Origin of the sequence: Pantoea sp. OVA07A (genome assembly GCF_019969975.1) — a bacterium.
Taxonomy (GTDB): Bacteria; Pseudomonadota; Gammaproteobacteria; order Enterobacterales; family Enterobacteriaceae; genus Pantoea; species Pantoea agglomerans.
Genome location: NZ_JAHXYM010000001.1, coordinates 1169923 through 1192849 on the forward strand (window position 1 = coordinate 1169923; position 22927 = coordinate 1192849).

Below are 22927 nucleotides of genomic sequence, written 5' to 3' on the forward strand. Positions count from 1 at the left end.
ATACTGGCTCTGCGGCCAAAGCAAAAAATTGTCGCTGCGCTGTCATAAATGATTACCAGTGAGGTTACAGGCAGGTTATGTTTTTCATAAAAGTGTCACAAATCTGACGCATAATGGCGCCGCGAATCTCAGTGACATCCGTCATAATCAGCAGGAGTAATAATGGCTAAGCGCATTTTGGTTGTGGAGGATGAAGCCCCCATCCGTGAAATGTTGTGTTTTGTTCTGGAGCAGAACGACTATCAGCCAATCGAGGCGGAAGATTATGACAGCGCCGTTGGCAAGCTGATTGAACCCTGGCCCGATCTGATTTTGCTGGACTGGATGTTACCCGGTGGCAGCGGTATTCAGTTTATCAAACATCTGAAACGCGAGGCGATGACACGCGATATCCCGGTGATGATGCTCACCGCGCGCGGCGAAGAGGAGGATCGGGTGCGCGGCCTGGAAGTGGGTGCCGATGATTACATTACTAAACCCTTTTCACCTAAAGAGCTGATGGCGAGAATCAAAGCGGTGATGCGCCGTATTTCGCCGATGGCCGTGGAAGAGGTGATTGAGATGCAGGGGCTGAGTCTGGATCCCTCCTCACATCGCGTGATGTCCGAAACCACGCCGCTGGAGATGGGCCCTACCGAATATAAGCTGCTGCACTTCTTTATGACCCACCCGGAACGCGTTTACAGCCGCGAACAGTTGCTGAACCACGTCTGGGGCACCAATGTGTATGTGGAAGATCGTACTGTCGATGTTCACATCCGTCGTTTACGTAAAGCGCTGGAAGTGTCCGGCCACGATCGCATGGTACAAACCGTTCGCGGAACAGGGTATCGTTTCTCTGCCCGCTACTAAACGGAGCCTTTACCGTGCTGGAACGCCTCTCCTGGAAGAGATTACTGACAGAACTGCTGCTGGTCTGTCTGCCCGCAGTGCTGCTGGGCCTGCTGTTCGGCGGTCTGCCCTGGTGGCTGCTGCTGAGCGTGCTGACGGTGCTGTTGTGGCATTTTCACAATCTGATGCGGCTGTCGCACTGGCTGTGGCTCGACCGCACCATGACGCCACCGGCCGGGCGTGCCAGCTGGGAACCGCTGTTTTATGGTCTTTACCAGATGCAGCTCCGCAACCGGCGGCGGCGGCGTGAACTGGGCAATCTGATTAAGCGTTTCCGCAGCGGTGCCGAGTCGCTGCCGGATGCGGTGATCCTGACCACCGAAGAGGGCACCATTTTCTGGTGTAACGGCCTGGCGCAGCAGCACCTGGGTCTGCGCTGGCCGGAAGATAATGGCCAGAACATCCTCAATCTGCTCCGTTATCCGGAGTTCTCGCGCTATCTTCGCCAGCGCGATTTCGACAAGCCGCTGACGCTGGTGCTGAACAACAAACTTCACATGGAGTTCCGCGTCATGCCCTACAGCGAAGGGCAGTGGCTGCTGGTGGCGCGTGATGTCACGCAGATGCATCAGCTGGAAGGGGCGCGCCGCAACTTCTTTGCCAACGTCAGCCATGAATTGCGCACACCGCTCACGGTGCTGCAGGGCTATCTGGAGATGATGAACGACTCGGTGATGAGCGAGCCTTCGCGCAGCAAAGCGCTGCACACCATGTCGGAGCAGACGCGCCGCATGGACAGCCTGGTCAAACAGCTGCTGACGCTATCGCGCATTGAAGCCGCGCCCGCAATCGATCTGAAAGAGAAGGTCGATGTGCCGGTGATGCTGAAACTGCTGCAGCATGAGGCGGCAACGCTGAGTGGCGGCCGTCACGACATCCATTTCCATACCGATCCCCATCTGAAAGTGTTCGGCAACGATGAACAGCTGCGCAGCGCCATCTCCAATCTGGTTTACAACGCGGTAAACCACACACCGGATGGCACGCGAATTGATATCAGCTGGCTGCGCGGCAAACAGGGGGCCATTTTCCGGGTGTGCGATAACGGGCCGGGCATCGCCTCAGAACATATTCCGCGTCTTACCGAGCGTTTCTACCGGGTCGATAAAGCGCGTTCGCGTGCGACCGGCGGCAGCGGGCTGGGGCTGGCGATAGTGAAACATGCTCTGAGCCACCATAACGCCCGGCTCGATATCACCAGCGTGCCGCACAAGGAGACCTGTTTTACCTTTACGCTGCCAGCGAGGTTGATTGTCAGCAGCGTGATGCAGGAGAATGCCGTTCATTAATTGCTGCCGGATCTCCCTGATGCGCATCCTTCTTTTGTTGATCGTTACTCTGCTGCCGGGCCTGGCACTGGCCCAGCCCGGCGCGCTCTCCGGCAATCTCAGCAGCGTCGGATCCGATACGCTGGGCTATCTGATGACGCTGTGGGGCGAAGATTTCAGTCGCCAGGCGCCGGGCGTCAATGTCCAGGTTCAGGCCTCCGGCTCTTCTACTGCGCCGACCGCGCTGGCGGCGGGTGCAGCACAACTCGGTCCGATGAGCCGCCCGATGCAGGCAGATGAACGCCAGGCCTTTGAGGCGCGCTACGGCTATCCGCCGCTGGCGGTTCCGGTGGCTATGGATGCGCTGGTGGTGGTGGTGAATCAGCGCAATCCGCTGCAGCAGATTGAACCGCGTCAGCTCGACGCCATCTTCTCGATTACCCGTCTGTGTGGCGCACACAACGTGCCGCTGCGCTGGGGCGATCTCGGCTTAACCGGCGCGCAGTGGAGCAAACGGCCAATTCAGCGCTATGGACGTAACTCCGCCTCCGGCACATGGGGTTTCTTCAAGCAGCAGGCGCTGTGCAAAGGTGATTTTCGCAGCGACGTGGCGGAGTTTCCCGGCTCGGCCGCAGTGGTGCAGGCGGTGGCCGGTAATTCTCGCAGCATCGGCTACGCCAGTTTTGGCTTTCATCTCAGCGGCGTAAAAATGCTGGCAGTGATGAATGATCAGGGGCAGGCGATTACCCCGGATGCCGAGGCCATCCGCAGTGGCCGTTATCCCTGGGCGCGCCCGCTCTATCTCTATGTGAATAAAGCGCCCGGCAAACCTTTGCCGCCGCTGGTGGCCGCGTTTCTGCAGCAGGTACTTTCGGCACAGGGACAGCGGCGGGTCAGCGAAGCGGGTTATCTGCCGCTCTCTGACAGTCAGATGACGCAGGCGCGCGCCGCGCTGCGTTAATCCTCCGAACGTGAATTTTTTTCAACATCACTGAATTTTCTTCAGTTGCAGAAGAAAGCGGCTCATGCCACTCTGTGTTCAGACATGTAGCCATCCAGATGGCTATTTATATCAGGATGCAACTATTTCCTGCCGTCATTAACGGCAGGAGAGACAGGAGTGATCATGCAAAGAGAAACCGCCCCGTTCCGTGCCGATACCGTTGGCAGCTTTCTGCGTCCCGCCGCCATTAAGCAGGCGCGCGAACAGTTTGCAGCCGGAGAGATTGATGCGGCGGCCCTGCGCCAGGTTGAAGATGAGGCGATTCGCGATGTGGTGGCGAAACAGCGGGAAAATGGCCTGAAAGTGGTCACTGATGGCGAGTTTCGTCGCGGCTGGTGGCACTTCGACTTTTTCTATGGCCTGAATGGCGTAGAGCGCTATGAAGCGGAGCAGGGCATTCAGTTTAATGGCGTGCAGACCAAAGCGCATGGCGTGAAAGTGGTGAGCAAACTCGGTTTCCCGACGGATCATCCGATGCTGGCGCATTTCCGCTTCCTGCAGAGTATTGCCGGTGATGCGGTGCCGAAGATGACCATTCCCAGCCCCAGCGTGCTGCACTTCCGTGGTGGCCGCAAGGTGATCGACGCGGAGGTCTATCCCGATCTGGCGGACTACTTCGACGATCTGGCGCAGACCTATAAAGCGGCTATTCAGGCGTTTTATGACGCGGGCTGCCGCTATCTGCAACTGGATGATACCGTCTGGGCTTACCTCTGTTCTGAGGATCAGAAGCGCGATATCCGGGCGCGTGGCGACGATCCTGACCAGCTGGCACAGACTTATGCTCAGGTGTTGAATAAAGCGCTGGAAGGTAAACCTGCCGATCTGACCGTGGGTCTGCATGTCTGTCGCGGCAACTTCCGTTCAACCTGGATCTCTGAAGGCGGCTATGGGCCGGTCGCAGAAATCCTGTTCGGCAGCGTCAACGTGGATGCCTTCTTCCTGGAGTATGACAACGCCCGTTCCGGCGGTTTTGAACCACTGCGTTACATTAAGCCAGGTCATCAGCAGGTGGTGCTGGGCCTCATCACCACGAAAGTGGGTGAACTGGAAGATCCGGCGCAGGTGAAAACCCGGCTGGAAGAGGCGGCGCAGTATGTCAGTCTGGATCAGATCTGCCTCAGTCCGCAGTGTGGTTTTGCCTCAACCGAAGAGGGCAACAGCCTGACCGAGGCGCAGCAGTGGCAGAAGATTCGCTTAGTGGTCGATATCGCGAATCAGGTCTGGTAGTGCTGTAACGTTGTGCAGACAGGCGCGTAAAACGCGCCTTTTGTGTATCTTCAGACCCGTTTATGCGGGTATTTCTCACGCTCTGTCTATTATTTAGGCACATCATCTTGTGTGCCTGCTGCAAAAATTAACGCTATCCACTGCCTTTTGAAAAAATGGCGGCATAACCTTCTGGTTTTCCGATCCCGTATTGCCTTTCACCGCTATAAACGTTTTACTTAGCGCCGTTGTCGATCCATCCCTCTGTGAACAGAATAAAAGCAGCTTAAATCACCTGCGCTTTACCCTGCGACGAGCATAATGCGCTGACATTGTCAGCCTGGTCGTGGTTTACACGCAGCGAGGGGACAACACTAACCCAACTTCCACCGCAACATCAGTGACAGGCCGTATGACACATCGTTTAACTTCGAAGGACATTCTCGCGCTGGGCTTTATGACATTCGCCCTGTTTGTTGGCGCGGGCAACATCATTTTCCCGCCCATGGTCGGTATTCAGTCTGGCGAACACGTCTGGACTGCCGCGATTGGTTTTCTGATTACCGCAGTCGGTCTGCCCGTGATGACCGTGATCGCGCTGGCCCGCGTCGGCGGCGGCGTGGATGCACTCAGCACCCCGATTGGCAAGGTCGCTGGCATCGTGCTGGCCACCGTTTGCTATCTGGCTGTCGGGCCGCTGTTTGCCACACCGCGTACGGCAACGGTCTCGTTTGAGATGGGTATTGCACCGCTGACCGGTGATGGCGCGCTGCCGCTGTTTATCTATAGCCTGATTTACTTCACGCTGGTGATTGGCGTATCGCTCTATCCCGGTAAGCTACTCGACACGGTAGGGCATTTCCTTGCGCCATTAAAAATTATTGCGCTGACCGTACTGGGCGTTGCTGCCCTGGTATGGCCCGCCGGCGGCACGGTTCCGGCTACCGCTGATTATCAGCGTGCGGCCTTCTCCAGCGGTTTCGTCAATGGCTATCTGACTATGGATACGCTGGGCGCGCTGGTATTTGGTATCGTAATTGTCAACGCCGCCCGTTCGCGTGGCGTCGATAATGCCGCGCTGCTGACCCGTTATACCGTGCTGGCAGGGTTAATCGCCGGTCTGGGCCTGACGCTGGTCTACCTCTGCCTGTTTAAGCTGGGCGCGGGCAGCGGTGCGCTGGTGGATCAAAACGCTAACGGCGCAGCGATTCTGCACGCGTATGTTCAGCACACCTTTGGCAACATGGGCAGCTTCTTCCTTGCCGCGCTGATCTTCGTCGCCTGTATGGTGACCGCCGTAGGCCTGACCTGTGCCTGTGCGGAATTTTTTGCGCAATACCTGCCGTTATCGTATAAAACGCTGGTGTTTATTCTGGGTCTGTTCTCCATGGTGGTGTCGAATCTCGGCCTGAGCCACCTGATTCAGATCTCCATCCCGGTACTGACGGCGATTTATCCGCCCTGTATCGTGCTGGTGGTGCTGAGTTTCACCCTCAACTGGTGGAATAAGAGCAGCCGGATTATCGCGCCAGCCATGTTAATCAGCTTGCTGTTCGGTATTGTTGATGCGATTAAAACCACCGGGTTTAAAGATTTGCTGCCCGCTTTCAGTCAGCATCTGCCGCTGGCCGACCAGGGTCTCGCCTGGTTGCCGCCGTCGCTGGTGATGCTGCTGATTGCCGCTGTTGTTGATCGGGTGAAAGGGCCGGAACAGGTGACCGTTCACTCGTAGCAGAGAGCACTGATTTTTCTTTAACCACGGGCCTGCCCGTGGTTTTTTCATTTCACAGGTACAGGTTGTTATGCAAGAAACCAACAAGCTCAAACGCGGACTGAGCACGCGCCACATCCGCTTTATGGCGCTGGGATCGGCGATTGGCACCGGGCTGTTCTACGGTTCCGCTGACGCGATAAAAATGGCCGGACCGAGCGTGCTGCTCGCCTATATCATCGGCGGGGCAGTGGCTTACATCATCATGCGCGCACTGGGTGAGATGTCCGTTAATAATCCTCAGGCCAGCTCCTTCTCACGTTACGCGCAGGACTATCTTGGGCCGATGGCAGGCTACATCACCGGCTGGACGTACTGTTTTGAAATCCTGATCGTGGCGATTGCGGATGTCACCGCGTTCGGCATCTATATGGGCGTCTGGTTCCCTGAGGTGCCGCACTGGATTTGGGTGCTGAGCGTGGTGCTGATCATCGGTGCCGTCAATCTGATGAGCGTGAAGGTGTTCGGCGAAGTGGAGTTCTGGTTCTCCTTCTTCAAAGTCGCCACCATTATCGTGATGATTCTGGCAGGTTTCGGCATGATCATCTGGGGGCTCGGCAACGGCGGCCAGCCGACCGGCATCCACAATCTCTGGACTAACGGCGGCTTCTTTGCGCACGGCGTAGTCGGTATGCTGCTGTCGCTGCAGATGGTGATGTTTGCCTATGGCGGTATCGAAATCATCGGTATTACCGCCGGTGAAGCGAAAGATCCGGAGAAGTCGATTCCGCGCGCCATCAACTCGGTGCCGTGGCGCATTCTGGTGTTCTACGTCGGCACGCTGTTTGTGATTATGTCGATCTACCCGTGGAATCAGGTAGGCACCTCGGGCAGCCCGTTTGTGCTGACCTTCCAGCATCTGGGCATTGCGGCGGCCGCCTCTATCCTCAATTTCGTGGTGCTGACCGCGTCACTCTCGGCGATTAACAGCGATGTGTTTGGCGTGGGCCGCATGCTGCACGGGATGGCGCAGCAGGGACATGCGCCGAAGGTCTTTATGAAGGTCTCTTCGCGCGGGATTCCGTGGGTGACGGTGGTGGTGATGATGTTCGCCATGCTGATTGCGGTTTATCTCAACTACCTGATGCCGGAAAAAGTCTTCCTGGTGATCGCCTCGCTGGCGACCTTTGCAACAGTGTGGGTCTGGATCATGATTCTGCTGTCGCAGATCGCGTTCCGTCGCAAAATTGGCAAAGAGGCGGCCAGTAAGCTGCAGTTTGCGCTGCCAGGCGGCAGCTGGACTGCTGGCGTCGGCGTAGCCTTCCTCTGCTTTATTATCGGTCTGATTGGTTATTTCCCCGATACCCGCATTTCCCTCTATGTCGGTATGGTGTGGATAGTGGTGCTGCTGCTGGGCTATAAGCTGGTTCGTAAACCTCGCTAATCTCCTGTTCTGCTCTCTCATTCGTGGGGGAGCAGAACACGCTATTTCCCGCGCTTTTATATTCCTGCTCATCTGATTATTTATGTGACCCAATGCACAATATGGAATCCTGTTATCAGGAGCAAAACGCCTGCCTGCGAAATAAGATTATGCCCCGGTTTATTTCCCCTCATGCATCAGCAAATAATTATTTTAATTGGCAGTGAATGTGGCCGATAGTGATAACTGGACAGGGGCGATAAGGGAGATTCAGAGAAGTGAGCGTGCAGTCACACAGGCGCTGGCGGGCAGCAGTAGCGGGGCGTGTAAGAAATAAAAAACGGCGAAACCAGTCGCCGAAATACTCAAGAATTACAGGAAAATAGTTAATAAAGGGATGATTGACGGGTCTATCGTAAAACAAAACGAGTGGCGCTGATAGTCAGGGGATTTAAATAAGAAAAGGTCGGAATGGCGTTAATTAACAGCGGTTAACATTATTCAGGCCGCGTTAATGCTGCAGCCTGAATTTGATTAGCCACAGACTCAGGGCAATATAACCGAAACCGGCAGCACAGCGCTGTTATCCAGCTTTTTCCGTAGCTGAGTCAGCGTGGATTGATAAGGGCAGAGCAGGCCGACATCGGTGATTCTGCAGTCATGCTGATGCCACTCCTGACGTAATAACGGATGTTTATCATCAATCGGTTGTAACTGACGAATCCCATCCAGACTCTGCGCCTGGAAATAGAGCCGCAAAAAACGTTCGCCGCTGTGGGTGTCGCGCCAGCGCTCCAGCACCAGACTACTGCCCGGTGGAATGTTGCCGCGCGAATAGCCCGGCAACTGCCAGCTAAAGCCCATCAGGGTGCGCACCATCGCAATATTGGTGTCATGTGCCACCAGAATCAGCCAGCGGCCCGGCGCGCTATCGGAAGCAATCGCCTCCAGCAGGGCGTTGAGCAATATTGAGCCACGGCGCTGTGCCTGATAGAGCACGTCGTTGCTGAGATCGTAGTTTGCGGTCAGCAGCGGTAACAGCGTGGTGATCTGCGCGGCCGAGGTGATGTGTCCCCAGGCGAGCTGGTCCAACGGCAGGTTTTCGCTGTAGCCCAGTCGCAGCGTCTCCACCATGCTTGCCATCACACTCAGCCCGTAAACGTATGTGTTGCCGTTACGGGTTTGCCGGAACGACCAGGGCGCATCAAAGAGGGGGCAGTCAGTCGCGGGCGGGCAGACGGCGGCTTTCAGCTGCTGAATGGCGGGTTGCAACTGCTGTTGCAGCCGCGCCAGATCGCCCGCTTTCTGCTGCTTAGCCGCCAGCTCCTGAGCAGGATCGCTCTGGGTGATCGTCAGCTTTTCACTCTGAAACAGCGGATCGACTTCGCCCGCGACGTGATGCACCGGCACGCCGCAGCCGGGAAAGGCCCCGTCAGTCAGCGCTGCGGCCGTGGCACGGGTGCGCTGCAGCGGACTGGCGCGCACGTAGACCTGTGCCGCATCAGGACAGCCCGCGCCCAGCAGGCCGAGCTGGCGATAGTGCTCGCCTTGCCAGCGTCCTTTATTGACCACCGCGCTGTAGCCATGACCGGTCAGCTCACCATCGGCGGTGGTCCACTGCGTCCAGGGTTGCTGGCTGGCGGCTTCAATCTCTTTACGATTGCCGGGGGTGGGCGGACGGACACCGTGACGGCTCAGTTCGACCACCTTCTCCAGCTGGTAATCCGCCGCCTGTGACGCCGGACTTAACAGCCAGAGAGAACAGAGGATCAGCGCGCAGCGGTACAGGCCTGGCAGCGTCATTTACTCCTCCAGCGCGCGATTACCGGTCAGCGCTTTGATTTTTGGATAAAGAGTCGCATTGGCCAGCAACACCGGGTTGCCGTTTTTTAGCCCCTCGTTGCGCAGATAATCATTAGTGACGCCGCCCGCTTCGCGCATCAGGACGATGCCCGGCAGACTATCCCAGGGATGCATATGCGCTTCATAGTAGCCAATCAGTCGCCCGGCGGCCGCCCAGGCGCTGGTCAGCGCGCCAGAACCGATGCGAATAAACATGCCACCCTGTTCAGTTAAGCCGCTAATCAGGCGCGAGACGCTTTCGGCAGGGGTGCGACTGGAGTTGCTGATGCCGAGCAAACCCTCGTTGAGATGCGTCGCGGCATGAACCTGGAGACGGCTCTCATTAACCCACGCACCCTGACCTGCTCGTGCGTGAAACAGCTCCTGATGATTGGGATCGCAGACCACGCCGATTACCGGTTCGCCGTCACAGACCACCGCCAGCGAGACGCACCAGTTAGGCAGGCCGTTGACGAAGCAGGCGGTGCCGTCGATAGGATCGACCATCCAGATAAAGGGCGCGCCCTGAACCTCACCACCGCTCTCTTCGCCATAGACAGCATCGTCAGGAAAGCGCTCAGCGATTAATGTCTTAATCAATGCCTCAACGTTACGATCAGCCTCGCTGACCACGTCCTGCAAATCCCTTTTGTGTTCCACCACCAGTGTCTGACGCTGCTGATACCACGAATAAGCCCGGCTGGCCGCCGCACGGGCGATGTCGCAGGCGTAACGGTAACGCGCGTCAATTTCAGAATGCGAAGCGGATGACATCTTTTCCTCTTATGTCTTTTGGTCAAAACGAACGGAAGGCACGCCTGAACAGGCGGTCTGGCTGTGATAGTTACTTAACTATTGTTAAGAAAGGCTTCATTAAGCCGCAGATAGGCAGCAATGGCAAGATGGTGCGGGGTCGGGTGAGGCGCTTTCCCGGCGGGCGAAAGCTGGCGTCCGCCAGCCCGGCAGCAGAGGATCGGGTTTTACAGGGTTCTGCTGGTCGCCAGCGCCATTAAACGCGGATAAAAAACAAAAAACAGCGCTTCCAGCTGATCATAGTGTTGCGTGAAATCGTGGTAGGAGTCGCGCAGGGCTGCCAGGCGTGGACGGCGGCTGGCCATGCCGTGCAGCACCCGCTCCAGCCGCGCGGGCTGGGCATAATGCTCAAACCAGCGCTCGCGCCACATCACCGCGTTGAGTTCCTGAAACTCGATGGGGGTGTCTGCCAGTTGCTGCATGATTTCACGCTCGGCGGCGGCAGAAAATTGCACCAGCGTCTGGCCGGGCGTGAAGTGCTGCCAGTGCCGGGCCAGAAAATGGTCCCAGATGACGTCCAGCGTAATGGGTGCCACGCGATAGGTTTCGGCACGGAACAGCTGACGGGCACTGCGCACTTCCGGCAGCGCATCGGTCATCACATCGAGACGACGGTGCATCAGAATGCCGTCCGCGACGGGCGCAGACCAGTGCTGGTGCGGGTTGCCACGCACAAAATCGGCCATTAAATTGCCGAGTAAGGAGCTGTCGGCCAGCTTAGCCAGATGGAGATGAGCAAGAAAGTTCATGCCGCATTATAGGCTGAACTGCCTTTGCGCAGCCAGTTGTTCAGAATTGGTCGATTTTCCGCTAAACTGTGCCGCCTGTTTTTGCCTGAGAAAGAACTCTTTCATGCGTGTCGCCGATTTTGCTTTTGAACTGCCCGAATCCCTGATTGCTCACTATCCCCAGGCGCAGCGCAGCGGCTGTCGTCTGCTGTCGCTCGATGGTCCCAGCGGGACGCTGTCGCACGGTGTGTTCACCGACGTGCTGGATAAGCTGAATCCGGGCGATCTGCTGGTGTTCAACAACACCCGTGTGATTCCGGCGCGCGTCTTTGGCCGCAAAGCCAGTGGCGGCAAAATCGAGATGCTGGTGGAGCGGATGCTTGACGACAAGCGTGTGCTGGCCCATGTGCGCGCCTCGAAAGCGCCGAAGCCGGGAGCAGAACTGCTGCTGGGCGAAGACGAGAGCGTCAAAGCGACGATGGTGGCGCGTCACGATGCGCTGTTTGAGATTGTGTTTGATGATGAGCGCGCGGTGCTCGACATCCTCAACAGCGTCGGCCATATGCCTCTGCCGCCTTATATCGACCGTCCGGATGAAGAGGCGGATCGCGAGCTCTATCAGACGGTTTACAGCGCCCGTCCGGGTGCCGTTGCGGCACCGACCGCCGGTCTGCATTTTGATGAACCGCTGCTGCAGGCGCTGAAAGAGAAGGGCATTGAGATGGCGTTTGTGACGCTGCATGTCGGTGCGGGAACCTTCCAGCCGGTGCGCGTCGACACCATCGAAGAGCATCACATGCATGCTGAATATGCCGAAGTGCCGCAGGAGGTTGTTGATGCGGTGCTGGCCTGTAAAGCACGCGGCAATAAAGTAGTCGCTGTCGGCACTACCTCTGTCCGTTCGCTGGAGAGCGCCGCCAAAGCGAGTCAGGATGCCCTGATTGCGCCGTTCTTCGACGATACCCAGATTTTTATCTATCCGGGCTATGAGTATCAGGTGATTGATGCGCTGATCACCAACTTCCATCTGCCCGAATCGACTCTGATTATGCTGGTCTCGGCGTTTGCCGGTTATCAGCACACCATGGCCGCGTACCGCGCAGCCGTGGCTGAGCAATATCGTTTCTTCAGTTATGGCGACGCGATGTTTATCAGCAAAAATCCGCAGGCGCCGCTGGAAAAAGTGGGCGACTGATTTATTAACCGATAGCCGGAATCGACTGAGAGCGACTGAAGGTTATCTGCATCGGACTGTTTCTCCGATGGAGGCTTTGTGAAATTTGAACTTGATACCACAGACGGGCGCGCACGCCGTGGCCGTCTGATTTTTGATCGCGGTGTGGTGGAAACCCCTGCGTTTATGCCTGTTGGCACCTATGGCACCGTTAAAGGCATGACGCCGGAAGAAGTGCAGGAGACCGGCGCGCAGATCATTCTGGGCAATACCTTCCACCTCTGGCTGCGTCCGGGTCAGGAGATCATGAAACTGCATGGCGATCTGCATGACTTTATGCAGTGGAAAGGGCCGATCCTGACCGACTCCGGCGGCTTCCAGGTCTTCAGCCTGGGCGACATCCGTAAAATCACCGAAGCGGGCGTGCATTTCCGTAACCCGATCAACGGCGACCCGATCTTCCTCGATCCGGAAAAATCGATGGAGATTCAGTATGACCTCGGTTCCGACATCGTGATGATTTTCGATGAATGTACACCCTATCCGGCGGACTGGGACTATGCCAAACGCTCGATGGAGATGTCGCTGCGCTGGGCGCAACGCAGTCGTGACCGTTTTGACAGCCTGGGCAATAAAAATGCGCTATTTGGCATTATTCAGGGCTCGGTTTACGAAGATTTACGAGATGTCTCGGTGAAAGGTCTGGTAGAGATTGGCTTTGATGGGTACGCTGTGGGCGGCCTGGCGGTGGGTGAGCCTAAGCAGGACATGCACCGTATTCTTGAGCACGTCTGTCCGCAGCTTCCGCAGGATAAACCGCGTTATCTGATGGGTGTCGGCAAGCCAGAAGATCTGGTTGAGGGCGTCCGTCGCGGCGTCGATATGTTTGACTGCGTGATGCCGACCCGTAATGCCCGAAATGGTCATCTGTTTGTGACTGAGGGTGTGGTGAAAATCCGCAACGCCAGATACAAAGATGACACTGCGCCACTGGATGCGGAGTGTGATTGTTACACCTGTCGCAATTATAGTCGTGCCTACTTGTATCATCTCGACCGTTGTAACGAAATACTGGGCGCGCGTCTGAACACTATCCACAATTTGCGCTATTACCAGCGCCTGATGGCAGGTTTACGCCAGGCCATCGAAGAGGGTAAATTAGAGCGCTTTGTAAACGAGTTCTACCAACGGACGGGCAAAGAAGTTCCGCCTTTAACGTCTGATAATTCATCAATGAGGGAAATTTAATGAGCTTTTTCATTTCTGACGCCGTGGCCGCAGCAGGCGCACCGTCTCAGGGAAGTCCGTATTCTCTGGTGATCATGCTGGTGGTGTTTGGTCTGATTTTCTATTTCATGATCCTGCGTCCGCAGCAGAAACGTGCGAAAGAGCACAAGAAGCTGATGGATTCTATCTCTAAGGGTGATGAAGTGCTGACCAGCGGTGGCCTTGTAGGCCGCGTAACAAAAGTCTCTGACACGGGCTACGTAGCTATCGCGCTGAATGACACCAATGAAGTCGTCATTAAACGTGATTTCGTCGCCGCCGTGCTGCCTAAAGGCACTATCAAGGCGCTGTAATTCTTTCTTCCCTAAGGGAACTGCCGTGTTAAATCGTTATCCTTTGTGGAAGTACGTGATGCTGGTCGTCGTGATTCTCGTCGGCCTGCTCTATGCGCTTCCCAACCTGTATGGTGAGGATCCGGCCGTTCAAATCACTGGTGCGCGCGGAAGCGCCGCCAGTGAGCAGACGTTGGATCAAATTCAGTCCGCATTAAAACAAGACAATATCCAGAGCAAATCTGTTGCGCTGGAAAATGGTGCGATTACCGCGCGCTTCAATAATACGGATGTGCAGTTACGCGCCCGTGAAGCGATCATGAAAGCGTTGGGTGAAAACTACGTTGTTGCGCTGAACCTCGCGCCAGCCACGCCTCGCTGGCTGTCGATGCTGTCAGCAGAACCGATGAAACTCGGTCTCGATCTGCGTGGTGGTGTGCACTTCCTGATGGAAGTGGACATGGACACCGCACTCGGCAAACTGCAGGAGCAGAATGCTGACTCGCTGCGTAGCGACCTGCGCACCAAAAGTATCCCTTACACCACCGTCAACAAAATCGCGAACTACGGCGTGGAAATTCGTTTCCGTGACGCAGCCAGCCGCGATGCGGCGATCTCCTGGCTGACCTCGCGTCATCAGGATCTGGTGATCAACAGCAGCGGCAGCGATGCCCTGCGTGCCACCATGAGCGATGCTCGTCTCAGCGAAGCGCGTGAATATGCGGTTCAGCAGAACATTACTATTCTGCGTAACCGTGTGAACCAGCTGGGCGTGGCCGAACCGCTGGTACAGCGTCAGGGTTCCGATCGCATCGTAGTTGAGTTGCCGGGTATTCAGGATACGGCACGCGCTAAAGAGATTCTGGGTGCAACGGCGACGCTGGAATTCCGTCTGGTAAACACCAGCGTGGATCCAACCGTAGCGGCCAGTGGTCGTGTACCGGGTGACTCTGAAGTTAAAGACATGCGTGATGGCCAGCCGGTGGTGCTCTACAAGCGGGTGATCCTGACCGGTGACCATATCACCGACTCGACTTCCAGCATGGATGAGTACAACCAGCCACAGGTGAACATTTCACTGGATGGCGCAGGCGGTAACATCATGTCGAACTTCACCAAGGACAACATCGGCAAGCCGATGGCGACCCTGTTTGTGGAGTACAAAGACAGCGGTAAGAAAGATGCCAATGGCCGTTCAATTCTGGTGAAACAGGAAGAGGTGATTAACGTCGCCAACATCCAGTCTCGTCTGGGGAACAGCTTCCGCATCACCGGTATCAACAACCCGAACGAAGCGCGTCAGCTCTCGCTGCTGCTGCGTGCCGGTGCGTTGATTGCGCCCATCCAGATTGTGGAAGAGCGTACTATCGGGCCGACCATGGGTCAGCAGAACATTACTCAGGGTCTGGAAGCCTGCCTGTGGGGTCTGCTTGCGTCGATCCTGTTTATGGTGGTGTTCTACAAGAAGTTTGGTCTGATTGCGACCAGCGCGCTGCTGGTTAACCTGGTGCTGATTGTCGGCATTATGTCGCTGTTGCCGGGCGCGACCCTGACCATGCCGGGTATTGCCGGTATCGTGTTAACGCTGGCGGTGGCGGTGGATGCCAACGTGCTGATTAACGAACGTATTAAAGAAGAGCTGCGTAACGGGCGCTCGGTTCAGCAGGCAATTCATGAGGGCTATAAAGGCGCCTTCTCCAGTATTGTCGATGCGAACGTGACCACCCTGATCAAAGTTATCATTCTTTATGCAGTCGGCACCGGTTCGATCAAAGGCTTTGCTATTACCACCGCAATTGGTATCGCAACCTCAATGTTCACCGCGATTGTCGGTACCCGTGCCATTGTTAACCTGGTTTACGGTGGCAAACGCATCAACAAGCTGTCTATCTGAGGAGTGCGTTGTGGCACAGGAATATAACATTGAGCAGTTGAACCACGGGCGTAAAGTCGTCGACTTTATGCGCTGGGATAAGCTGGCCTTCATCATTTCGGGACTGCTGATTCTCGCCGCGATTGCTATCGTGGGTGTGCGTGGTTTTAACTGGGGCCTCGATTTCACCGGTGGTACGGTGATTGAGATCGCGCTGGAAAAACCGGCCGATCTTGAAGTCCTGCGTGGTGATCTGGTGAAAGCGGGCTTTGACGAGCCGCTGGTGCAGAACTTTGGCAGCAGCCGTGACGTCATGGTGCGTATGGCACCGGTTACCGGCCCGGCGGGCACCGAGTTAGGCAATAAAGTGGTGTCGGTCATTAACCAGACCACCCAGCAGAATGCTACCGTTAAGCGCATTGAGTTCGTGGGTCCGAGTGTGGGCAGCGACCTGGCGCAGGCGGGTGCGATGGCGCTGTTGTCCGCGCTGATTGCGATTCTGATCTACATCGGTTTTCGCTTTGAGTGGCGTCTGGCGCTGGGTACCGTGCTGGCGCTGGCGCATGACGTGATCATCACCTGCGGCCTGCTGGCGCTGTTCCGCATTGAAATCGACCTGACGATTGTTGCCTCACTGATGTCGGTGATTGGCTACTCGCTTAACGATAAAATCGTGGTGTCGGACCGTATTCGTGAAAACTTCCGCAAGATCCGTCGCGGCAGCTCTTACGATATTACTAACGTGTCACTGACCCAGACGTTAAGCCGTACGCTGATTACCTCGCTGACCACGCTGGCGATGATCCTCATCCTCTTCGTGTTTGGTGGTGCGCTGCTGAAAGGCTTCTCACTGACCATGCTGATTGGTGTGACGATTGGTACGATTTCATCAATTTATGTCTCTTCGGCGCTGGCGCTGAAGCTGGGCATGAAGCGTGAACATATGCTGGTGCAGAAAGTCGAGAAAGAGGGCGCCGATCAGCCTTCTATCCTGCCTTAATCGCCGCAGAGAAATAAAAACGGGCAGCCATGTGGCTGCCCGTTTTTTTTTGCACCTGTGATCAGATCAGGGTGCAGCAGGGGAGGTCTGGGCAGGTGCGTCGCCGGTGACGTTATGCACGCGGACATAACCTGATTGATCCGGCGTGAGGCCGCTGAGTCGCAGCGGTATGCTCACCGCATGCTGGGGCAACAGCGAGGCAGGCACCGCTATTGTCTGACTCAGACTGCCGTTACTCAGTGGTTTACCGGTTGCCGGATCGAGTTCGCCCCAGTTCACCGTAGCGTGCAGGGCGGGCAAAGGGCGATCGTCCATTGAGCGTACCGTCAGGGTTGCCCGCGAGCCGCTGGCTTCAGCGGTGACAGGCGAGAGCGCCAGTCGCAGCGTGCCGAGCTGGGTTTGCAGTGCCACCGGCGTGTTCGCCTGCGGGATCAGCCACGCGCCTTGCTGCGAATGGCTGTTTAACTGCCCCTGAATCTCCAGCGCGCTGGCCTGCGTGGTCAGGTGCTGCATCTGCTGATTAAGCTGACTCACTTCCTGATGCAACTCTCTGACCTGCGGGTTGCTGGCGCTACTGCTGCAACCGCTCAGCATCACCAGAGAGAGCGCCACCGGAACCCAAACCATCCTGCTCATAAGTTATCCTTGTCCGTTATTTTGGAATACGTAAAACCTGGCCAGGATAGATCTTATCAGGATGAGAGAGCATTGGCTTATTCGCTTCGAAAATCTTGTTGTATTCGTTGGCATTTCCATAAACCTGTTTGGAAATTGCGCTCAGCGTGTCGCCTTTTTTCACGGTGTAAAGTTCTGACTCGGCCGCGCTGTCTGTCACGGTCACCTTATCTTCCACTTTGGTGATGCCTGCAACGTTACCGGCTGCGATCAGAATCTTCTCTTTCAGCTCCTGGGAAAGGCCATCGCCCGTCACGGTCACGGTATCGCCGTTGACCTTCACATCCACTTTGTCGCTGTCGGGTAACCCGAGCTTGTTGATGTGATCCTGCAGCTTTTTATTCTGGTCATCGCCGCCATTCACGGCATCCCATAATTTTTCACCGGCTTCTTTCACAAAATTAAACAGACCCATACAACCTCCAGTGTGTTAGTGGATATACGCCGTCTTTCGGCTCTATAAGCGTAGACCCTTTTGCCGTCGCTGATATTTAACATCATTTATGCTGTGCGTGGTGGCACAGGAAAGGCACGGAAGAGATTTTGTTGATTCGCAGTTCGCGTTACACTGTCTGGCCCATCTCTCTCGCGTCAGGAAACGTCATGCATTGCCCATTCTGCTCCGCTGTGGACACCAAAGTGATTGATTCTCGTCTGGTTAGTGAAGGCTCTTCGGTGCGCCGCCGCCGCCAGTGTCTGATGTGTCATGAGCGTTTTACCACCTTCGAGGTGGCGGAACTGGTGATGCCACGCGTGGTGAAAAGCAATGACGTGCGCGAACCCTTTAATGAAGACAAAATGGCCAGCGGGATGATGAAAGCGCTTGAGAAGCGTCCGGTCAGCGCCGATGCGGTTGAAAGCGCCGTAAACCATATTAAAACCCAGCTGCGTGCCACCGGTGAACGTGAGATTCCCAGTAAGCTGATTGGCAATCTGGTGATGGATGAGCTGAAGAAGCTCGATAAAGTCGCCTACATCCGCTTTGCCTCGGTTTACCGCAGCTTTGAAGACATTCGTGATTTTGGCGAAGAGATCGCCCGGTTACAGGATTAAACCATGGATGAACTTTATATGGCGCGTGCGCTGGAACTGGCGCGACGCGGCCGCTTTACGACGATGCCGAACCCCAATGTGGGCTGCGTGATTGTGCGCGATGGCGAGGTGGTCGGTGAGGGCTGGCATCAGCGCGCCGGTGAACCGCATGCTGAAGTCCACGCCCTGCGCATGGCGGGTGAGAAAGCGCGTGGCGCAACCGCCTATGTCACGCTGGAACCCTGCAGCCATCATGGCCGTACGCCACCCTGCTGTGATGCGCTGATCGCCGCTGGCGTTACCCGTGTCGTGGCCGCCATGCAGGATCCGAATCCGCAGGTGGCGGGGCGCGGACTGCACCGTCTGCATCAGGCGGGCATTGAGGTCAGCCACGGTCTGATGATGCCGGAAGCGGAGGCGCTGAATCGCGGTTTCCTCAAACGCATGCGCACTGGCTTCCCCTGGATCCAGCTCAAGCTGGGTGCCTCACTGGATGGCAGAACGGCAATGGCCAGCGGCGAAAGTCAGTGGATAACCTCGCCGGCTGCCCGTCGTGATGTGCAGCGCCTGCGTGCGCAGAGCGCCGCCATTCTCAGCAGCAGCGCCACGGTGCTGGCGGACGATCCTTCCCTGACGGTACGCTGGTCTGAACTCAATGCAGAGAGCCAGGCACTGCTTGATGAGCAGCAACTGCGTCAGCCGGTGCGGGTGGTTATCGACAGCCAGAATCGCGTGACGCCGCTGCATCGGCTCATTTCGCAGCCGGGTGAAACCTGGCTGATGCGTCATCAGCCCGATCAGCAGAGCTGGCCCGCTGATGTGACGCAAATCGCTGTTCCGCTGCGCGAACAGCAGCTGGATCTGGTGGCGATGATGATGCTGCTGGGACAGCGACAGATTAACAGCGTCTGGGTTGAAGCGGGCGCAACGCTGGCCGGTGCCCTGTTGCAGGCCGGACTGGTCGATGAACTGATTGTTTATCTGGCGCCTAAGCTGTTAGGTCATGAAGGACGCGGGCTGTGTCAGCTGCCGGGACTGAGCCAGCTGGCTGACGCACCTGCCTTCCGTTTCAGTGATGTCCGCCAGGTCGGTGACGATTTACGCCTGACCCTGACACCACAATAACACGGTCGGAAAAGCGAGAGCACGCCGCCCAAGAGTATGATAGAATCCGCCCCCCTGCGCGGGGCCAACCAAACCCCTGAAAGGATAAGTATGAAAGTTATCGAAGCTGCTGTTGCAACGCCTGAGGCCAATGTTGCCATCGTTATCGCGCGTTTTAACAACTTCATTAATGACAGCCTGCTGGATGGCGCAGTTGATGCCCTGAAACGTATTGGCCAGGTCAAAGATGACAATATCACCGTAGTCTGGGTGCCTGGTGCATACGAACTGCCTCTGGCAGCACGCGCGCTGGCCAACACCGGCAAATATGATGCGATTATCGCACTCGGTACGGTTATTCGTGGTGGCACTGCGCACTTCGAATATGTGGCGGGTGAAGCCAGCTCCGGTATCGCCAGCGTTGCCATGAACAGCGAGATTCCTGTCGCGTTTGGCGTGCTGACCACTGAAAGCATCGAGCAGGCCATTGAGCGTGCCGGCACCAAAGCGGGTAACAAAGGTGCTGAAGCGGCTCTGACTGCGCTCGAAATGATCAACGTATTGAAAGCCATTAAAGCCTGATTTTTGTAAGGGGAATTTTGTGAAACCTGCTGCTCGTCGTCGCGCCCGTGAGTGCGCTGTTCAGGCGCTTTACTCCTGGCAGTTGTCGAATAACGACATTGCCGATGTGGAATACCAGTTTCTGGCGGAACAGGACGTCAAAGACGTCGACATTACCTACTTCCGCGAACTGCTGTCCGGTGTGGCGACCAACAGTGCGTATCTGGATGGACTGATGAAGCCCTATCTGTCGCGTCAGCTCGAAGAGCTGGGCCAGGTAGAAAAAGCTATCCTGCGCATCTCGCTGTATGAGCTGAGCAAACGTAATGATGTGCCTTATAAAGTGGCCATCAACGAAGGGATTGAGCTGGCGAAAGTCTTCGGTGCCGAAGACAGTCATAAATTTGTTAACGGCGTGCTTGATAAAGCCGGTCCACAAATTCGACCCAATCGCAAATAAACAAAAAGGCCGGCTTGCCGGCCTTTTTTCATGAAGGGTTAAGCGGAACGCAATTATGTCTTGTGGTGAATTTGAACTCATCGCACGCTACTTCAACCGCAGAACACGCAGCCGCCGTGATGTCGAACTCGGCATCGGTGACGATTGTGCGTTACTTAGCGTGCCGGAAAAACAGACGCTGGCGATCAGCACCGATACCCTGGTCGCGGGTGTGCACTTCTTAAGGGATATCCATCCTGCCGATCTGGGTTACAAAGCCCTGGCTGTGAATCTCAGCGACCTTGCTGCCATGGGCGCCGACCCTGCGTGGCTGACACTGGCCTTAACGCTGCCGCAGGTCGATGAGAGCTGGCTCTCTGCCTTCAGCGAAAGCCTGTTTGAACTGCTGGAATATTACGACATGCAGCTGGTCGGCGGCGACACCACCCGTGGCCCGCTGAGCCTGACGCTGGCGATTCACGGTCTGGTGCCGCAGGGCCGTGCCCTGAAACGTTCAGGCGCGAAGCCGGGTGACTGGATTTACGTGACCGGAACGCTGGGTGACAGCGCGGCGGGCCTGGCGCTGCTGCAGCATCACTGCCGCATCAGCGATCCGGCGGTGCATGAAGCGCTGATTAAACGTCATCTGCGTCCTATGCCGCGCATTCTGCAGGGCCAGGCGCTGCGTTCGCTGGCCTCCTCAGCGGTGGATCTTTCCGACGGCCTGATTTCCGATCTCGGCCATGTGCTGAAAGCCAGCGGCTGTGGCGCACGGCTTAATCTGGATGCGTTGCCCCTTTCGGCTGCGCTGCGCGATCATTTCGACCCTGAGCAGGTCCTGCGCTGGGCGCTGAGTGGCGGAGAAGATTACGAACTCTGCTTTACGGTGCCCGAGGTCAATCGCGGCGCGCTCGATGTAGCGCTGGGTCACCTGGGCGTGCCCTATACCTGCATCGGGCAGATGGCACCGGAGTCGGAAGGCTTAACGCTGCTGGATAATGGCAAGCCCGCCACATTCCGTCATAAAGGGTTTGATCACTTTGATGCTAAATAACGACGTGGCGAAGAGTCGCCTGCGGATGAGCAATCCCTGGCATCTGCTGGCGACCGGTTTCGGCAGCGGATTAAGCCCGGTCGTGCCTGGCACCATGGGATCGCTGGCGGCCATTCCGTTCTGGTGGCTGATGACCTATCTGCCGCAGGATCTCTATTCGCTGGTGGTGCTGGTCGGTATCTGCGTTGGCGTCTATCTCTGCCATCGCACCGCTAAAGATATGGGCGTACACGATCACGGCAGCATTGTCTGGGATGAGTTTATCGGCATGTGGATTACGCTGATGGCGATTCCGGTCAACAGCTGGCAGTGGGTTCTGGGTGGCTTTGTGCTGTTCCGTATTCTTGATATGTGGAAGCCGTGGCCGATTCGCTGGTTTGATCGCAATGTGCATGGCGGCATGGGCATTATGGTGGATGACATTATTGCTGGCGTGATTTCCGCTGCCATGCTGTATGGCTTTGGGGTCTGGCTGGCAGGTTAACGGCCAGGGCTCATCACACCGCGACAGAAGGTGACGCCCGGGGAGGGCGTCTCCTTCTCTGATTTTATTCGAATCCTACCGGCTGATGCGGCTGATAGACCTCTTCCAGCAGTGCAACTTCCTCGTCACTCAGCGTGACATCCACCGCCTTCACCAGATCCTCAAACTGCTCAGCACGCGACGCACCAATAATCGGTGCCGTGACGGCAGGCTTGCTCAGCAGCCAGGCCAGAGCCACCTGCGCCCGCGTTACACCTTTATCTTCCGCCACCTGCGCCAGCCGCTCTGCAATCACGGCATCATTCTCTTCGGTATTGTCATAGAGCGACGCCATCACTTTGTCAGAAGCGGAACGCGCGGTATTTTCCCCCCACGGGCGGGTCAGCTTACCGCGCGCCAGCGGACTCCACGGCAGCACGGCAATCTGCTCTTGCAGGCAGAGAGGATGCATTTCACGCTCCTCTTCGCGCTGAATCAGGTTGTACTGATCCTGCATGCTGACAAAGCGATGCCAGCCCTGTTTCGACTGCATCTGCAACGCCTGGGCAAACTGACTGGCGTGCATCGAGGAGGCACCGATATAACGTGCTTTGCCAGACTGCACGACTTCATGCAGCGCTTCCAGCGTCTCTTCCAGCGGCGTCTCATAATCCCAGCGGTGAATCTGCAGCAGGTCGACATACTCCATGCCGAGGCGCTGCAGGCTGTCATCAATGGATTGCAGAATATTCTTGCGCGACAATCCCTGTGACAGATTGGTCAGCGGGAAATAGACTTTGGTGGCGACCACGATCTCTTCACGGCGGGCAAAGTCTTTCAGCGCCCGACCCAGGATCTCTTCACTGCTGCCATCTGAATAGCTGTTGGCGGTATCGAAAAAGTTGATCCCTGCGTTCAGCGCCTGCTGGATCAGCGGACGGCTGCTCGCTTCCGGCAGCGTCCAGGCATGGTTGCCGCGCGTGGGTTCGCCATAAGTCATGCAGCCAAGACAGAGACGCGACACCTGCAGATCGGTGGTACCCAGTTGAATCGTTTTCATGGTGGAGGCTCCTGCGAAAGTGCAAAGGTCTTAGCATAGCAGGAT

23 protein-coding genes are annotated in these 22927 nt (G+C 56.6%); 17 read left to right on the forward strand and 6 right to left on the reverse strand.

The window, feature by feature from the left end; translation table 11 throughout:
• Positions 1–162: 162 nt before the first annotated feature.
• From phoB to proY, 6 genes are all read left to right on the forward strand, one after another.
• Entirely contained in the window at positions 163–852 is a 690-nt protein-coding gene (gene phoB / locus LC417_RS05570) for a phosphate response regulator transcription factor PhoB (RefSeq protein WP_003852491.1), read from the forward strand.
• A 14-nt stretch (positions 853–866) separates the two neighbouring features.
• Positions 867–2180, forward strand: coding sequence for a phosphate regulon sensor histidine kinase PhoR (phoR, locus tag LC417_RS05575; protein ID WP_010255313.1), 1314 nt, complete (start codon positions 867–869; stop codon positions 2178–2180).
• A gap of 19 nt (positions 2181–2199) precedes the next feature.
• Positions 2200–3120, forward strand: a complete 921-nt coding sequence (locus LC417_RS05580; protein WP_050680155.1) for a PstS family phosphate ABC transporter substrate-binding protein — start codon at positions 2200–2202, stop codon at positions 3118–3120.
• A 165-nt stretch (positions 3121–3285) separates the two neighbouring features.
• The gene (locus tag LC417_RS05585) at positions 3286–4392 is read left to right on the forward strand and encodes a cobalamin-independent methionine synthase II family protein (RefSeq protein ID WP_050680156.1); all 1107 of its coding nucleotides are present in this window, start codon (positions 3286–3288) and stop codon (positions 4390–4392) included.
• 391 nt (positions 4393–4783) lie between these two features.
• Positions 4784–6103 (forward strand): branched-chain amino acid transporter carrier protein BrnQ, encoded by a 1320-nt coding sequence (gene brnQ, locus LC417_RS05590; RefSeq protein WP_033771063.1) that lies wholly within the window; start codon positions 4784–4786, stop codon positions 6101–6103.
• A gap of 70 nt (positions 6104–6173) precedes the next feature.
• A complete protein-coding gene (proY, locus tag LC417_RS05595) occupies positions 6174–7526 on the forward strand; it encodes a proline-specific permease ProY (protein WP_031593969.1) in 1353 nt (450 codons plus the stop codon).
• A gap of 525 nt (positions 7527–8051) precedes the next feature.
• Here proY and LC417_RS05600 read toward each other — a convergent pair.
• From LC417_RS05600 to LC417_RS05610, 3 genes are all read right to left on the reverse strand, one after another.
• Positions 8052–9308 (reverse strand): histidine-type phosphatase, encoded by a 1257-nt coding sequence (locus tag LC417_RS05600; RefSeq protein WP_132499500.1) that lies wholly within the window; start codon positions 9306–9308, stop codon positions 8052–8054.
• Entirely contained in the window at positions 9309–10121 is an 813-nt protein-coding gene (locus LC417_RS05605) for an inositol monophosphatase (RefSeq protein WP_223565594.1), read from the reverse strand. It lies immediately after the preceding gene.
• A 206-nt stretch (positions 10122–10327) separates the two neighbouring features.
• On the reverse strand, positions 10328–10909 hold the full coding sequence (locus LC417_RS05610) for an ACP phosphodiesterase (protein WP_061704279.1): 582 nt from the start codon (positions 10907–10909) through the stop codon (positions 10328–10330).
• A 103-nt stretch (positions 10910–11012) separates the two neighbouring features.
• On the opposite strand from LC417_RS05610, the gene queA reads away from it, so the two are divergent.
• The 5 genes from queA (at position 11013) to secF (ending at position 16494) form a co-directional block, all read left to right on the forward strand.
• Entirely contained in the window at positions 11013–12083 is a 1071-nt protein-coding gene (queA, locus tag LC417_RS05615) for a tRNA preQ1(34) S-adenosylmethionine ribosyltransferase-isomerase QueA (protein WP_010671194.1), read from the forward strand.
• Positions 12084–12161: 78 nt separating this feature from the next.
• Positions 12162–13310 carry a tRNA guanosine(34) transglycosylase Tgt gene (gene tgt / locus LC417_RS05620; RefSeq protein WP_010255351.1) on the forward strand — a complete coding sequence of 383 codons (1149 nt, stop codon included), beginning with the start codon at positions 12162–12164 and terminating at the stop codon, positions 13308–13310.
• Entirely contained in the window at positions 13310–13642 is a 333-nt protein-coding gene (gene yajC, locus LC417_RS05625) for a preprotein translocase subunit YajC (RefSeq protein ID WP_010255353.1), read from the forward strand. The genes tgt and yajC overlap by 1 nt, the downstream gene beginning before the upstream one ends.
• Before the next feature lie 25 nt (positions 13643–13667).
• Positions 13668–15515, forward strand: coding sequence for a protein translocase subunit SecD (gene secD / locus LC417_RS05630; protein WP_010255355.1), 1848 nt, complete (start codon positions 13668–13670; stop codon positions 15513–15515).
• Between the two features lie 10 nt (positions 15516–15525).
• Positions 15526–16494 (forward strand): protein translocase subunit SecF, encoded by a 969-nt coding sequence (gene secF, locus LC417_RS05635; protein ID WP_010255357.1) that lies wholly within the window; start codon positions 15526–15528, stop codon positions 16492–16494.
• A gap of 66 nt (positions 16495–16560) precedes the next feature.
• Here secF and LC417_RS05640 read toward each other — a convergent pair whose 3' ends face one another.
• Both LC417_RS05640 and lysM read right to left on the reverse strand, forming a co-directional pair.
• Entirely contained in the window at positions 16561–17130 is a 570-nt protein-coding gene (locus LC417_RS05640; RefSeq protein ID WP_029519426.1) for a DUF3251 domain-containing protein, read from the reverse strand.
• A 16-nt stretch (positions 17131–17146) separates the two neighbouring features.
• Positions 17147–17584 carry a peptidoglycan-binding protein LysM gene (gene lysM, locus LC417_RS05645; RefSeq protein ID WP_010671197.1) on the reverse strand — a complete coding sequence of 146 codons (438 nt, stop codon included), beginning with the start codon at positions 17582–17584 and terminating at the stop codon, positions 17147–17149.
• Between the two features lie 188 nt (positions 17585–17772).
• Between lysM and nrdR the strand changes: the two genes are divergently transcribed.
• The 6 genes from nrdR to pgpA all read left to right on the forward strand — a co-directional run bounded on the left by nrdR (position 17773) and on the right by pgpA (position 21843).
• A complete protein-coding gene (gene nrdR / locus LC417_RS05650; RefSeq protein WP_009091750.1) occupies positions 17773–18222 on the forward strand; it encodes a transcriptional regulator NrdR in 450 nt (149 codons plus the stop codon).
• A 3-nt stretch (positions 18223–18225) separates the two neighbouring features.
• The gene (ribD, locus tag LC417_RS05655) at positions 18226–19326 is read left to right on the forward strand and encodes a bifunctional diaminohydroxyphosphoribosylaminopyrimidine deaminase/5-amino-6-(5-phosphoribosylamino)uracil reductase RibD (protein ID WP_223565595.1); all 1101 of its coding nucleotides are present in this window, start codon (positions 18226–18228) and stop codon (positions 19324–19326) included.
• Between the two features lie 90 nt (positions 19327–19416).
• Positions 19417–19887 (forward strand): 6,7-dimethyl-8-ribityllumazine synthase, encoded by a 471-nt coding sequence (ribE, locus tag LC417_RS05660; RefSeq protein WP_010255369.1) that lies wholly within the window; start codon positions 19417–19419, stop codon positions 19885–19887.
• Between the two features lie 19 nt (positions 19888–19906).
• Complete coding sequence (gene nusB, locus LC417_RS05665) at positions 19907–20326, forward strand: transcription antitermination factor NusB (protein ID WP_010255372.1); 420 nt, start codon at positions 19907–19909, stop codon at positions 20324–20326.
• 55 nt (positions 20327–20381) lie between these two features.
• Positions 20382–21359 (forward strand): thiamine-phosphate kinase, encoded by a 978-nt coding sequence (gene thiL, locus LC417_RS05670; RefSeq protein ID WP_010255374.1) that lies wholly within the window; start codon positions 20382–20384, stop codon positions 21357–21359.
• Positions 21349–21843 carry a phosphatidylglycerophosphatase A gene (pgpA, locus tag LC417_RS05675; RefSeq protein WP_031293112.1) on the forward strand — a complete coding sequence of 165 codons (495 nt, stop codon included), beginning with the start codon at positions 21349–21351 and terminating at the stop codon, positions 21841–21843. The genes thiL and pgpA overlap by 11 nt, the downstream gene beginning before the upstream one ends.
• A 64-nt stretch (positions 21844–21907) precedes the next feature.
• Here the strand turns inward: pgpA and LC417_RS05680 are convergent, their stop codons facing one another.
• Positions 21908–22882, reverse strand: coding sequence for an aldo/keto reductase (locus LC417_RS05680; protein ID WP_033766634.1), 975 nt, complete (start codon positions 22880–22882; stop codon positions 21908–21910).
• Positions 22883–22927: the final 45 nt, after the last annotated feature.